This window comes from Cyanobium sp. Cruz-8D1 (genome assembly GCF_024345975.1).
Lineage (GTDB): Bacteria > Cyanobacteriota > Cyanobacteriia > PCC-6307 > Cyanobiaceae > Cyanobium.
On record NZ_JAGQCD010000008.1, the window covers coordinates 83,903 to 96,345 of the forward strand.

14 protein-coding genes and 1 tRNA gene are annotated in these 12,443 nt (G+C 70.1%); 8 read left to right on the forward strand and 7 right to left on the reverse strand.

Annotated elements, in window-relative coordinates; translation table 11 throughout:
* Positions 1 to 85: 85 nt before the first annotated feature.
* From KBZ33_RS07135 to recA, 4 genes are all read left to right on the forward strand, one after another.
* Positions 86 to 1,693 (forward strand): AAA family ATPase, encoded by a 1,608-nt coding sequence (locus KBZ33_RS07135; protein ID WP_254951752.1) that lies wholly within the window; start codon positions 86 to 88, stop codon positions 1,691 to 1,693.
* 111 nt (positions 1,694 to 1,804) lie between these two features.
* Positions 1,805 to 1,876, forward strand: a tRNA-Gln gene (locus KBZ33_RS07140).
* A 20-nt stretch (positions 1,877 to 1,896) separates the two neighbouring features.
* Positions 1,897 to 2,688, forward strand: coding sequence for an HAD family hydrolase (locus KBZ33_RS07145; RefSeq protein ID WP_254951754.1), 792 nt, complete (start codon positions 1,897 to 1,899; stop codon positions 2,686 to 2,688).
* A 168-nt stretch (positions 2,689 to 2,856) separates the two neighbouring features.
* Entirely contained in the window at positions 2,857 to 4,050 is a 1,194-nt protein-coding gene (recA, locus tag KBZ33_RS07150; RefSeq protein ID WP_254951848.1) for a recombinase RecA, read from the forward strand.
* Between the two features lie 32 nt (positions 4,051 to 4,082).
* On the opposite strand, the gene KBZ33_RS07155 is transcribed toward recA, so the two are convergent.
* From KBZ33_RS07155 to KBZ33_RS07165, 3 genes are all read right to left on the reverse strand, one after another.
* Positions 4,083 to 4,442 (reverse strand): DUF1815 family protein, encoded by a 360-nt coding sequence (locus tag KBZ33_RS07155; protein WP_254951755.1) that lies wholly within the window; start codon positions 4,440 to 4,442, stop codon positions 4,083 to 4,085.
* A 109-nt stretch (positions 4,443 to 4,551) separates the two neighbouring features.
* Positions 4,552 to 4,803 carry a DUF2839 domain-containing protein gene (locus tag KBZ33_RS07160; protein WP_254951757.1) on the reverse strand — a complete coding sequence of 84 codons (252 nt, stop codon included), beginning with the start codon at positions 4,801 to 4,803 and terminating at the stop codon, positions 4,552 to 4,554.
* 28 nt (positions 4,804 to 4,831) lie between these two features.
* Positions 4,832 to 6,289, reverse strand: a complete 1,458-nt coding sequence (locus tag KBZ33_RS07165; RefSeq protein ID WP_254951759.1) for a helicase — start codon at positions 6,287 to 6,289, stop codon at positions 4,832 to 4,834.
* Between the two features lie 43 nt (positions 6,290 to 6,332).
* Here KBZ33_RS07165 and KBZ33_RS07170 point away from each other — a divergent pair, with 43 nt between their 5' ends.
* The 4 genes from KBZ33_RS07170 (at position 6,333) to KBZ33_RS07185 (ending at position 9,911) form a co-directional block, all read left to right on the forward strand.
* A complete protein-coding gene (locus KBZ33_RS07170; RefSeq protein WP_254951760.1) occupies positions 6,333 to 7,220 on the forward strand; it encodes a prephenate/arogenate dehydrogenase in 888 nt (295 codons plus the stop codon).
* Positions 7,221 to 7,271: 51 nt separating this feature from the next.
* The gene (corA, locus tag KBZ33_RS07175; RefSeq protein ID WP_254951762.1) at positions 7,272 to 8,384 is read left to right on the forward strand and encodes a magnesium/cobalt transporter CorA; all 1,113 of its coding nucleotides are present in this window, start codon (positions 7,272 to 7,274) and stop codon (positions 8,382 to 8,384) included.
* Between the two features lie 151 nt (positions 8,385 to 8,535).
* A complete protein-coding gene (locus KBZ33_RS07180; protein WP_254951764.1) occupies positions 8,536 to 8,934 on the forward strand; it encodes a hypothetical protein in 399 nt (132 codons plus the stop codon).
* Positions 8,913 to 9,911 (forward strand): RimK family alpha-L-glutamate ligase, encoded by a 999-nt coding sequence (locus KBZ33_RS07185; RefSeq protein ID WP_254951766.1) that lies wholly within the window; start codon positions 8,913 to 8,915, stop codon positions 9,909 to 9,911. The genes KBZ33_RS07180 and KBZ33_RS07185 overlap by 22 nt, the downstream gene beginning before the upstream one ends.
* Here the strand turns inward: KBZ33_RS07185 and KBZ33_RS07190 are convergent.
* The 4 genes from KBZ33_RS07190 to KBZ33_RS07205 form a co-directional block, all read right to left on the reverse strand.
* Positions 9,863 to 10,573: a hypothetical protein gene (locus KBZ33_RS07190; protein ID WP_254951768.1), complete on the reverse strand. Its 711-nt coding sequence runs from the start codon at positions 10,571 to 10,573 to the stop codon at positions 9,863 to 9,865. The genes KBZ33_RS07185 and KBZ33_RS07190 overlap by 49 nt on opposite strands.
* A 121-nt stretch (positions 10,574 to 10,694) precedes the next feature.
* Positions 10,695 to 11,432: a hypothetical protein gene (locus tag KBZ33_RS07195; protein WP_254951769.1), complete on the reverse strand. Its 738-nt coding sequence runs from the start codon at positions 11,430 to 11,432 to the stop codon at positions 10,695 to 10,697.
* A gap of 9 nt (positions 11,433 to 11,441) precedes the next feature.
* The gene (locus KBZ33_RS07200) at positions 11,442 to 12,245 is read right to left on the reverse strand and encodes an META domain-containing protein (RefSeq protein WP_254951770.1); all 804 of its coding nucleotides are present in this window, start codon (positions 12,243 to 12,245) and stop codon (positions 11,442 to 11,444) included.
* 16 nt (positions 12,246 to 12,261) lie between these two features.
* On the reverse strand, positions 12,262 to 12,411 hold the full coding sequence (locus tag KBZ33_RS07205; protein WP_254951772.1) for a hypothetical protein: 150 nt from the start codon (positions 12,409 to 12,411) through the stop codon (positions 12,262 to 12,264).
* Positions 12,412 to 12,443: the final 32 nt, after the last annotated feature.

The window sequence follows — 12,443 nt, forward strand, 5'->3', positions numbered from 1 at the left end:
TCCCCCCGGCGCCCCCCTGGAGCCTTCGCCCCACCCCTCCCTCTCCGCCCAGCGGGTCAGCGACGATCTGGATCGTCTGCTGGCCGTGCTGCCGCCCGTGGTGCAGCGGGCCCTGGCGGGGCCGGAGCAACGGGAGGGGTTGCTGGAGGTGGTGCTCGACCTGGGCCGGGTGCCGGAGGCCCGCTATCCAGGCCGGGTGCTGGCCCTGGGGGCCGACGCCATCGAGCGCTCCGATCTGGCGGCGGTGCTGCAGCGTCTCGGTCCCTTCGGTGGCGACAACCGGGCCGGCATCGAGCGCACGCTGCACCGCATCAGCGCCATCCGCAACCGCACCGGTGACGTGGTCGGCCTCACCTGCCGGGTGGGCCGGGCGGTGTTCGGCACGGTGGCGATGGTGCGCGACCTGCTGGACACGGGGCAGTCGCTGCTGCTGATGGGCCGCCCCGGGGTCGGCAAGACCACCGCCCTGCGGGAGATCGCCCGGGTGCTCGCCGACGACCTGCAGCGTCGGGTGGTGGTGATCGACACCAGCAACGAGATCGCCGGTGACGGCGACATCCCCCATCCCGCCATCGGGCGGGCCAGGCGGATGCAGGTGGCGCGCCCGGAGCTGCAGCACCAGGTGATGATCGAGGCGGTGGAGAACCACATGCCCGAGGTCATCGTGATCGATGAGATCGGCACCGAACTGGAGGCCCAGGCGGCCCGCACCATCGCCGAACGGGGCGTGATGCTGGTGGCCACGGCCCACGGCAACGAACTGGCCAACCTGATCCGCAATCCCACCCTCAGCGACCTGGTGGGCGGCATCCAGTCGGTGACCCTGGGGGACGAGGAGGCCCGTCGCCGCCGCACCCAGAAGACCGTGCTGGAACGGGCGGCCGAGCCCACCTTCCCCCTGGCGGTGGAGATGCACAGCCGCCACCGCTGGCTTGTGCACCGCGATGTGGCCGGCACCGTGGACCTGCTGCTGCGCGGCCAGCTCAGCCATCCCCAGGTGCGGGAACTGGGCCGTGATGGCCGCCTGGTGCTGCGCGATGAGGGCCCCCTCCGCCCGGCCCCGCCGCCCGCCTGGGCCACCGCCCCGGCCCCCCGGCGCCCGGGCCCCGCCCCCCTGGCGATGGTGCCCCTGCCCGATCCTGCGGCGCCCCGGCCAACGGTGGCCAGCGCCTCCCTGGCGGTTCCGGCCCTGCGGGTCTTCGGGGTGGGGCTGGCGGCCCAGCAGCTGGAAGAGGCGGTGCGCCGCCGTCAGCTGCCGGTGCAGGTGGTGGAGGAGCCGGAGCAGGCGGATGCGGTGCTGAGCGTGCGCGGCCAGCTGGGCCTTGATCCGGAGCTGCGGCGCCAGGCCCGCGACCTCGGCCTGCCGATCCTGGTGATCAAGTCGGACACCCCCCACCAGCTGCAGCGGGCCATGGAACGCCTGCTGGAGCGGCGCCAGGGGGGAGGCGGCGAGGCGCCAAGGGAAGACCCGGCCAGCCCCGCTGCGGTCCGCCCTGATGACGCCCATGCGGCCCTGGAGGAATGCCGGCTGGCGGTGGAGCAGGTGGTGCTGCCCCAGGGCCGCCCGGTGGAGCTGCTGCCCCGCAGCGAAGCGGTGCGGGGCCTGCAGGCCGAGCTGGTGCACCACTACGGGCTGCGCAGTGCTGTGTTCGGCCGCGGCCGTCAGCAGCGGCTGCGCGTCTTTCCCGCCTGAGGGGGCCTGCCGTCAGGGTGGACGCGGGCGAGTTGACGAAGGACCAGCCGCTGTGGGTAACTAGCAAGGCGCCGGTACCAGACCGACGTCTTTCCCATCCCATGGGTTGATTGGGCCGTCGCCAAGCGGTAAGGCATCGGGTTTTGGTCCCGACATTCCTAGGTTCGAATCCTAGCGGCCCAGTTTTTTACTCTTTCCTGCCGGTGCCTGAACGCCCTCTGCTGGTGTTCGATTTCGATGGCGTGCTGGTGGACGGCATGGCCGAGTACTGGTGGTCGGCCCGGAGGGCGGCCCTGGCCTTGGTGGCTGGGGAGGGCGCCCGAAGCGCCCCGGCCGCCTGGCAGCTGCCGGAGCAGGCACCGGCGGGCTTCGCCCGGCTGCGGCCCCTGATTCACAAGGGTTGGGAGATGGTGCTGATGGCGGCCGAGCTGGGGCGGCCCGAGATGGATCTCGACGCCGCCCTGGCCGACTACGACACCTTCCTGGCCCGGGCTCTGGAGCGCTGGGGCTGGAGCACCGAGCAGCTGCAGCGGGCGCTCGAGGACCTGCGCCAGGAGGCGATCGCCACCGATCTGGACGCCTGGCTGGCCCTACACCGCTTCTACCCCGGCGTCGAGGCCCGCCTGGGCCGGCTGGCGGCGGAGGGGGCCGACTGGGCTGTGCTCACCACCAAGGGTGGGGCCTTCGCCGCCCGGCTGCTGGCCGCCGCTGGCCTCACGCCCCTGGCGCTCTACGGCCACGAACAGGGCAGCAAGCCCTCGGTGCTGGGGCGGCTGCTGGCCGAGCGGGATCCGGGCGAGCGGCCCCTGTGGTTCGTGGAGGACCGCCGTCCCACCCTGGAGCTGGTGCGGCGGACGCCGGGGCTGGAGGACGTGCGCTGCTATCTGGTGTCATGGGGGTATCTGGGCCCGGGGGACGGGCAGGGGTTGGCCCCCCTGGGGATCCGCTGGCTGGAGCCCTCCGGTTTCGAGGCCCCCCTGGCGCAATGGCCCTGAGCCGCTAGAGTACGCCCGTACTACACATTGATACGCCGGCCTCTCCGGGTGGCACTGGTTGTCCAGAGGTCGCACGACGGCGCCCGGTTCCGGCTCCCCATCTCCTCCTCCACCCACCGCCTCGACGGCTCCGGCCTGCTGCGGCCCGTTCCATCACCCATTCCCACCATGCCTGCCGATTCCAGGGCCTCTCTTTCCTCCGGCTCTCCCTCCACGTCCACCTCCTATGTCTCCGCCGCCGCCCCCAGCGGCGACCCCAAGGCCGCTGCGGAGCGCGACAAGGCCCTGGGCCTGGTGCTGACCCAGATCGAGCGCAATTTCGGCAAGGGTTCGATCATGCGGCTGGGGGATGCCTCCCGCATGCGGGTGGAAACGGTCCCCACTGGGGCCCTCACCCTCGACCTGGCCCTGGGGGGCGGCTATCCCAAGGGGAGGGTGGTGGAGGTTTACGGGCCGGAGAGCTCCGGCAAGACCACCCTCACCCTCCACGCCATTGCCGAGGTTCAGAAGCGCGGCGGCGTGGCGGCCTTCGTCGATGCCGAACACGCCCTCGACCCGGTCTATGCCGCCGCCCTGGGGGTCGACATCGAGAACCTGCTGGTCTCCCAGCCGGACACCGGCGAGATGGCCCTGGAGATCGTCGACCAGCTGGTGCGCTCGGCCGCCGTCGACATCGTCGTCGTCGACTCGGTGGCGGCCCTGACGCCCCGGGCGGAGATCGAGGGGGAGATGGGCGATCTGGCGGTGGGCAGCCAGGCCCGGCTGATGAGCCAGGCCATGCGCAAGATCACCGGCAACATCGGCAAATCCGGCTGCACGGTGATCTTCCTTAACCAACTGCGCCAGAAGATCGGCGTCACCTACGGCAACCCGGAAACCACCACCGGTGGCAACGCCCTCAAGTTCTATGCCTCGGTGCGGCTCGACATCCGCCGCATCCAGACCCTCAAGCGCGGCACCGAGGAGTACGGCATCCGGGCCAAGGTGAAGGTGGCCAAGAACAAGGTGGCGCCCCCCTTCCGGATCGCCGAGTTCGACATTCTCTTCGGCCGCGGCATCAGCACCCTGGGCTGTCTGCTGGATCTGGCGGAGGAAACGGGTGTGGTCACCCGCAAGGGCGCCTGGTACAGCTACGAGGGCGACAACATCGGCCAGGGCCGCGACAACACAATCACCTGGCTGGAGCAGAACCCCGGGCCGAAGGAGGTGATTGAGCAGCTCACCCGCAAGAAGCTCACCGAGGGCTCCGAGGTCACCGCCAACTCGATGAAGCCGCTGGCGGCGGCGGCCAAGTTGGCGGCGTCCAAGCCCCAGGCTGGTGAAGACGCCGCTGCGTTGGAGGAGTTGCCCGCCGCCGGCTGATCACCGGGCTCCAGCGGAGACACGGGCCCGGCTCAGGCCTTGGCCAGGGCGGCTTCGGTCGCCCCCTCGGGGGCCGCGACGGGCTCGCTGGGCTGCAGCACCAGCACCACCCGCTGGAGTTCCTGGATGGCATCGGCGCCCTCCAGCTTGACCAGCTCCTGGCCGTTGCGGGATTCCACCCAGCTGATGCCGAAATCGGAGACGAGCAGCCGCACCATGTGGTTGTCGCCCAGGTCGGCCACGAAGGAGGCGCCTTGGCCGTCGCGGCCATCGCCGCAGGTGTAGCAGGTGGCCACATGGCCCTGTCTCCGCAGAGACACTGCCAGGGCCTGGAGGCTCAGGATCAGATCCTTAACGGCCGAGCGGTACTGCTCGGCCAGCCGGAGAAACATGGGAGGTGTCCATTACGATCCGCAGATCATAAGAATTTCTTCCGATTCAGGCCAGGCGCTAAGGCCCGTATGTGCAGACCGGCACCTCAACGCCACGGCGGCAGCCTGCTCAGCCGTCCGACAGGGACCACCAGCCCACCGCCGGGCCGATGAAGCGCACAGTGATCCAGAACAGGGCCAGGCCGCCGATGCCGATCCAGGCAGCCTTGGTGGTGATCGCCACGAAGCGGGAGGCCTGGTTGCGGGTCAGGGGCAGCCAGGTGACGATCCGGGGTGAGGTGTCGATGTCCTTGGCCTTGCTGACGCGCGGCTTGTCACGGGGCGGCAGTCCCTGTTCGGCCCGGCGTTTGGCTTCCCCCATCAGGGTTCAGACGGCAACTGGGGGCAGGCTAGGGGTCGGGCCGCAGCCGCACCAGTTCGACCCAGGGCTCGAGGGCGGTGAACACCAGCTGTCCCCAGCTGCGGCCCCGCAGGCGACCGTCCAGCACCGCCAGCCGACCGCCGCTGCGCCGTAGCCCAGCCACGCCTCGCTGCAGCCGGTTGAGGGCCTCGGGCAGTAGCAGTTCCCGGAACCAGTCACGGCCCTGCTGGCGCAGCACCCCGACCCGGGCAGCGGTGAGCGGATCCTCCAGGCTGGCGATCGGAAGGAGTCCCACCACCACCTGGCAGGGCTGGGGCAGCCGTGACTGGTGCTCCAGCCACCAGCTCCAGCTGCAGCACACCACACCATTGCTCTCCGGTGACGTGTTCTGGTGGCACACCCGGCTGCCGAACTCGGCGGCCAGGCCGCTGGCCAGGCCCAGGCAGAGGGCCGAATCGTCGATCAGCACCACCGTCAGGCCGCTCTGGCCCAGCACCAGCCGCCGGCCCTGCTCGAGCAGGTGCTGGGCGTAGTGGGGGCTGTTGGGCAGCGGCTGGCGCAAGGGGGCGAACAGGGGCAAGGGGTCGGACAGGGGGGGATCGGCCAGATCCAGCACCACCGCGGGCTCCAGCCCCAGGGCGGCGCCGGAGGCGGGCTGGCCCTCCGCCGCCCGGCCGGTGGCCAGCTCCCCGATCAGCACCGCCCCCCGTCCCACCAGCAGGCCGGCCAGTTCGCTCAGGGGTTCGAGCGGTTGGCGAAGCAGGCTCCACTGCAACAACGTCGGATCCACCCGGGCCCAGCTGCTCCAGCCGGCGCCGGCGCTCAGCCAGTGGGGCCAGGGCTCCGGCAGCGGCTCGAGCAGGCGCAGCAGGTGGCGCAGGGGGGCTTCGTCATCGTCGGCGAGGGCCACCAGCCGGTGGGGGGAGCGGGGATGGGCCATCACCCGGCGGCTGAGCCGTTCGTGCAGGTTGAGCAGGCAGGCTTCGGCGCAGGGCTGGGCGCGGCGCAGCTGATCCCAGTGACGGGGCTCCAGTTCCACCTCAAGGGCCTGGCGCAGGGCCACTTCCAGGGTCTCCGCCTCGGGGATCACCAGTTGCCGCTCCCCCAGCTCGCCGTTGCGCCAGGCCACCACCAGCTCCCGATGGTCGAGCAGCCAGAGCCGGCTGCCGGGCGGGGGCCCGGGCCCTTCCCAGCAGGGAAGCTCCAGCCCCACGCTGCGCAGGCGCGGCCATTCCACCAACAGCAACCGCTGGCGCAGGGCCGGCGTGACCACCAGGGCCAGGGGCGTTTCGCTGAGGGCCAGGGGCACCAGCAGGCTGATCCACCAGCTGGGGGCGGTGCCGGGGGCCAGGCGCACCAGGGTGTGGTCGACGCGGCGCAGGCTGCGGGCCACCAGGCGGCTGAGGGTGAGGTGATGGGGCCAGCGTTCCACCCCCTCTCGCTGAAGGAGAGCCTTGAGGTGCTGGTGGGCGCGGGCTTCCAACATGGCTGGATCGTAGGAAGCTGGCCCCAGCCGATCCGCAGCGACGATGACACCCCTCTGGCAGCGCGAACCGGTGGGCGTGGTGGGCCTGGGGTTGATCGGGGGCTCGCTGGGCCTCGATCTGATGGCGATGGGAGCGCAGGTGCGGGCCCTGGTGCACCGTCCGGCCACCGCCGAGCGGGCCGCTCAGCGCGGGCTGGCCACCGAGGTGAGCACTGATCCGGCCGTGCTGGAAGGGTGCGGCCTGGTGGTGCTGGCCCTGCCCCTCGACCGTCTGCTGGATCCGGAGCCCGCCCTGGTGGCGGCCCTGCCGGCCGGGGCCGTGATCACCGATGTGGGTTCGGTGAAGGCGCCGGTGCTGCGCCGCTGGCGGGAACTGCTGGCGGCGACAGGCGGCGGCCCGGCTCCCTGGCGCTTCGTGGCCTCCCATCCGATGGCGGGCACCGCCCGGGCCGGGGTCGAGGCAGGGGAGCCTGGGCTGTTCCGCGGCCGGCCCTGGGTGGCGACCCCCGAGGCGGGCACCGATCCGGCGGCCCTGGAGGCGATGCGAGAGCTGGCGGAGGCCTTAGGGGCCCGCTGGCTCTGTTGCGACGCCGAGGCCCACGACCGGGCCGTGGCCCTCATCTCCCATCTGCCGGTGCTGGTGGGGGCAGCCCTGCTGCAGGCGGCCAATGCGGGTGGAGGGGCGGAGGCCGGAGCGGCTCTGGTGCGGGCCCTGGCCTCCAGTGGTTTTGCCGACACCACCCGGGTCGGCGGCGGCAATCCGGAGCTGGGGATGTTGATGGCCCGCGCCAACCGGGCGGCGCTGCTGGAGGCTCTGGGGCACTACCGCCACTCCCTGGCCTGTCTGGAAGCGATGGTGGCTGGGGAGCAATGGTCGGACTTGCAGCAGTCGTTGGAACTCAGCCAGCGGCTACGGCCCGACTTTCTCTGAACCTGGGCTGCCGATAGGCTCCCAGCAACTCCTTCGCATCCGGGCCGGCCGATGAAGACCAGGCCGCCGAGACAATCCCCGCGCATCCGTGTTGCCGCCGGCAGCAGCGGCATCCGTGGCAAGCGGATCAGGCCCGGATCCTTCCCGGGTGCCGTGGTGTTCGTGGGCGAACAACGGCTGGCGAAGGTGCAGATCGATGTCATCCACTACGACGGTGACGGCTGGTCGGAGCAGTTGGATGTGTCGGCGCGAAGTGGCGCCGATGTGGTGCGCCAGGACAGCATCACCTGGATGAACGTCAGCGGCGTCCATGACGTCGACCTGGTGGAGCGCCTCGGCGAGTGCTTCGGCATCCATCCGATGACCCTGGAGGACATCGCCAACACCACCCAGCGTCCCAAGGTGGAGGAGTTTCCAGATTACGTCTTCATGGTGTTGAAGATGATCGCCTTCAACGAAGATACCAAGACCATTGACGTCGAACATGTGAGCGTGATCCTCGGCGATCACTTCGTGATCTCCTTCCTCGAGGATGATGGTGATGTCTTCGATGGGGTGCGTGATCGCATCCGCGCCGCCAGTGGCCGGATCCGCTGGATGCAGGCCGACTACCTCGCCTACTCTCTGCTGGACGCCGTTGTCGACCATTACTTCCTCGCGGTGGAGCGGATGGGCGACATCATCGAGGAGGTGGACGACCGGCTGCTTGAGGATCCCCACCCCGGCGACATCAAGGAGATCCATGGTCTGAAGCGGGGCATTCTGAGCCTGCGCAAGGCCGTCTGGCCGATTCGCGAGGAGGTGGCCATGATCTGCAAGAGCGAATCTAAGCTGCTGTCGGCTGATTGTCGGGTGTTCTGGCGTGATCTCTACGACCACTGCATCCAGATCATCGATCTGGTGGAAACCCACCGCGACATTCTCGGGGGTATGCATGACACCTATCTGTCGACCCTCAGCCATCGGATGAATGAGGTGATGAAGGTGCTGACCATCATCTCGACGATCTTCATTCCCCTCACCTTCATTGCCGGTGTGTATGGCATGAACTTCAAGGAAATGCCCGAGCTGGAGTGGCGAGGCGGGTACTATTCAGTGTGGGCAGTGATGCTTGTGATCAGTGCCAGCCTGTACCTCTTTTTCCGCCGCAAGCAGTGGCTTTGATGCCGCCGATCCGCAGCACTTGACTTGCGTAGCAAGCGACACCAAATTTGGCTTTACTTCCTTTTCGCTACGGATCATTGCCGCTTGCCAATGTTGGTGGGCATCGATGGCGGCTGTTTCTAGGGTTCTTCAAGATGTCGGTGAACGGACAGTGAGTTTCCTGAGCGAGGCGATGCAGCTCCTGGAGGGCGCCGGCGCTGCGGCGGGCCTGTCAGAAGGGGCCATCAAGTGCCATGCCGGCTGCTACCGGGAGAATCTGTCCCGCTGCAGCGACGCGATGCTCCAGTACGAGCGGGTGTGGCTGCAGCAGCAGCTGCGGGCCCTGCGCGATTGCCAGGGCCATCCGGTGTTGATGGCCCGGGTGGGGGGTGAGGAGCGCTTGCATGGGCTGGTGTCCCAGAGCGTGCTGTTCCAGTTGCTGCTGCAGAACGAATTCGCCAGGCGGGGTCTGACGCCGGTGGAACAGCATGGACCGGTTGTGGCGGCCGAGGAGGCCTGGGAGATCACCAGCGTGCAGGTGAAGCGCGAGTGGGGCATCCTGCCGGCCTGATCGGCCTGCTGCACCTGGGGCGGATCCACGACGAGACGCCTGAGCTGCGGGCCTTCCTCGCCGAGGGCGGCATTGCCAGCGAACTGGTGCCCCTGCCTGCCTTGGCCGATTGGGGTGCCACGGATTCCGGTGCCACGGATGGCGACAGCATCGACTGGGGGCGTTTCGATCGGGTGAGCGTGCGCGACTGCCGCGACAGCCATCGCCACCCCGACTTCCTGGCCCGGATCAGGGCCCTTGCCGCGCACCTCGAGGTCCTCAAGGTGCCGCTGGCCAATCCGCTGGCGGTGATCGAGGCGGGCCATGCCAAGAGCCATTACCTGCCCCAGCTGGAGCGGCAGGGGGTGGCCCTGATCCCCAGTCGCTGGCTGCCCCGCGGCTGGCGCGGTTCGTTGACGGGGCTTCTGGAGGCGTGCGGCTGGCGTGAGGCGGTGCTCAAGCCGGCGATCGGCGCCAAGAGCTGGCAGACCTACCGGGTGCGCCGCCAGGGCCCGGGCCTGGCGATCACCGCGGCCGATGGCTCCAGCCCCGCCGCCGCCTTGGACGCCGTTGACGCCGATGCTTGGTTGGCCGGCCTGGCGCTGGACGGGGAGGTGTGCGTGCAGCGGTTCCTGCCAGGGATCTGCCGGGCGGGGGAGTTCAGCGCCGTGTTCCTGGGCGGAGAGTTCTCCCACGCCGTGGCCAAGAGCGTGGCGGCGGGGGGCTGGATCGCCCACGAAGGGTTCGGCGGCCGCAACCGGCTGCGGCAGGCGAGTGCGGCGGAACGGTGCTGGGCTGTTGCGGTGGAGGAGCGGCTGCGGCGGCGCTTCGGGGTGTTGCCCTATGCCCGCATTGATGGGATCCGCAACGAGGGCGGTGAGCTGCTGCTGCTGGAGTGCGAGCTGGTGATCCCCCGGCTGTTCCTCCGCGAGGGGGAGGCCTTCGGCCGTTATGCCGACGTCCTGGTGGGACCGACCAGCACCCGCATGGCCTGGTAGCCGTCGAGGGAGGGCGGCTCGTTTGCGGCCAGCTCCTCGGAGTGCAGGGCCACGGCCACGGTGGCGACCCAGGGGCGCGTGCCGGGGTCGGTGGGGAACACCAGCACCACGGTGGCGCCGGAGGGGGTGGTGGCGGGATCTTCCGCCACGATCTCCTGGGCCACTCGGGTGCGGCGGCACTGCAGGGCTCGGGCCTCCAGCAGCGCTACGAACTCGCCGCTGTTCCAGCGGGCCTCACCGCCCTGGCAGGGGAAGCGCTGGCTGAGGCCGGCGGCGCTGAGCTCCTCAATGGGGCTACGGCGCTGCCCATCCCAGACGAGCAGCAGGTTGGCGTCATGGCCAAAGGCGTTCTGCTCCACCCGCTCTCGATCCAGCACGAGGCGCCGTTCCAGGCCCTGTTTCTCCGCAGGCATCGACAGGCACACCTTGAGGGCCTGGGCCACCTCGCAGCTGCGTCCCTCGCAGAACCCCCGGTGGGCGGTGAGGATGTCGTCGGCCGCCGACACGATCTCGAGGGCCGGCAGGCTCTGGCTGAGGTCCTGCATCATCGCGTTGAACAGCACACCCCCATCCCCGAATGGACCGCGGTCGGAATCGGTGGCGGCGAGCATCTGATCGATGGCGGAGCGCACGAGCTCCCGCCTCCAGGTCAGATACGTCATGGGAATTCGCTCCTGGTGCAATTTTTTGTCAGTGTGTCGCCATGGGCGAAAACAAGCCACGGCCCGTTACATTCCCGGTTTTTGGTATCGAAATTTACAGAATGAGGTGCTGAAACCGTGATCAAAGGCCCTCTGGCTGGCTGGGTCCAGCGGCACTGTGGCGCTGTAGCCGCAGCATCGGCGTCTCGCCCTCGAAGCCCTCGTCGTAGGCAGTGGGCTCCAGTTGCCCCTGCCACCCCGGCGGCAGGGAGGCCAGCAGGGGTGCCACCCAGGGATGGGCCCGGGGGTGGCGTTCGATCGTGTGGGCCGGGTAGATCCGCACCTCCCGCCGGCTCACCCGCAGCAGTTCGGCCAGGGCCCGCCGGTGCCAGTCGAGGTCGAAGTCGGGCCGCTCGCTGAGGCCGCCGTCAGCGATGGGGGCGTAACAGAAGAGGAGATGGCCGCAGAGCACCAGATCGAAGCTGGCCGCCTCGAAGGGAAGGGAGGGCAGCGCCGCGGCTCGGTAGGCCTCCGGATGGTCCCGCCGGTCGGCCAGGAAGGCCTCGAGGGCCTCCAGTTTTCCCTGGCGAAAGCGGGACAGGTCGAAGTCCGGGCGCAGTGTCGGGCTCAGGGCCAGGCGCTCCATGGTGAAGGCGACGTCGTCGCGGCAGCGGTGCTCCAGCTCCGGCAGCGACAGGTCGTACAGGGGGTCGGCGGCCACGCTCTCCACCCCGGCAGCGCGGGCCAGGGCGGTGAACGAACCGGGGCCGCCGGGGCAATCCAGCACCCGGCAGCCCCGCCAGGCCGCCAGATCGAGGTTGAAGAACGCCAGCGCGTCAGCCCCGGTGCGACCGAAGAACACCACCCTTGGCAGATCCATACGTGGTTCTCAGGGCCCCGGAACGCGCCGCAGGCTGAGGGCGATGGCACCGTCGGCCCGGCGCAGCTCCAGGGAGTCCCCCTCAAGCCGCAGGCTGGTGGCCGTGGGCAGGGCCGCCAGGAATTGGCGCTCCTGCTCCATCACGCCGGCGCCGGGGCAGCGCTGGCGGGTCGCCACCGGGGTGCCGATGCTCAGGCGGGTGGCCTCCAGCCGAACCGGGGCCGTGAAGCGGTTGCAGCCGGCCGAGCCGGCCAGCTGGCCGGCCTTGACGAACCGCAGCGAGAGGGCCGTGCCCAGGATCGGGCTCACCAGCGCCTGGCGGCCGTTGTTGAACCCCGCCACCCGCCAGGTGCTCCCCACCAGCCGCTGCGACTGGGCCACCAGCACCAGCAGGGGACGGCCGTCGGCGGAAAGCAGCCGCAGGCGCTCGCCTTCGAGGCGGAAACCCCGGCTGGTTGTGAGTGCCGTCTGGAAGGCCTCCGCCTGCTGCATCACCGCCGGCGGGCAGGCCATCTTCGTGCTCAGGCCCCGGGGTGACACCTGCAGGGCCGTGCCCCGAACCGTGACGGGGGCACCGAAGCGGTTGCAGCCATCGCTGCCCGCCACCCGGCCAGCCTCGAAGCGCAACGTGAGGGTGGTGCCGCCGACGGGTTGGCGCTGTCCCAGCCTTTCCAGCACCCAGGCGGTCCCCTCGAGGCGGGAGGGGGACGGAGTCGCCGCCAGGGCCGCGGCTTGCGGCGCCGATGGCAGCAGGGCCAGCAACGCGACCAGGAGCCGCGGGCCTGAGGGGCGCCGCAGTGGTTGGGTGTGCATCGGGGTCACGGGCGGCTCAGGAGCCCAGGCGGGCGGCGATCCAGGCGCCCATGCCGCCGGCGGCGGGGTGGGGCACCGCGTCGCGATCGACCCACCAGAGCGAAAGCGCCACCACGTTCAATCCGAGGATCAGGGCGTAGATCCGCCAACCTTCCGGCAGCTTCATGGCGTTGGCTTGCGATGCCAGCGACGATAGAA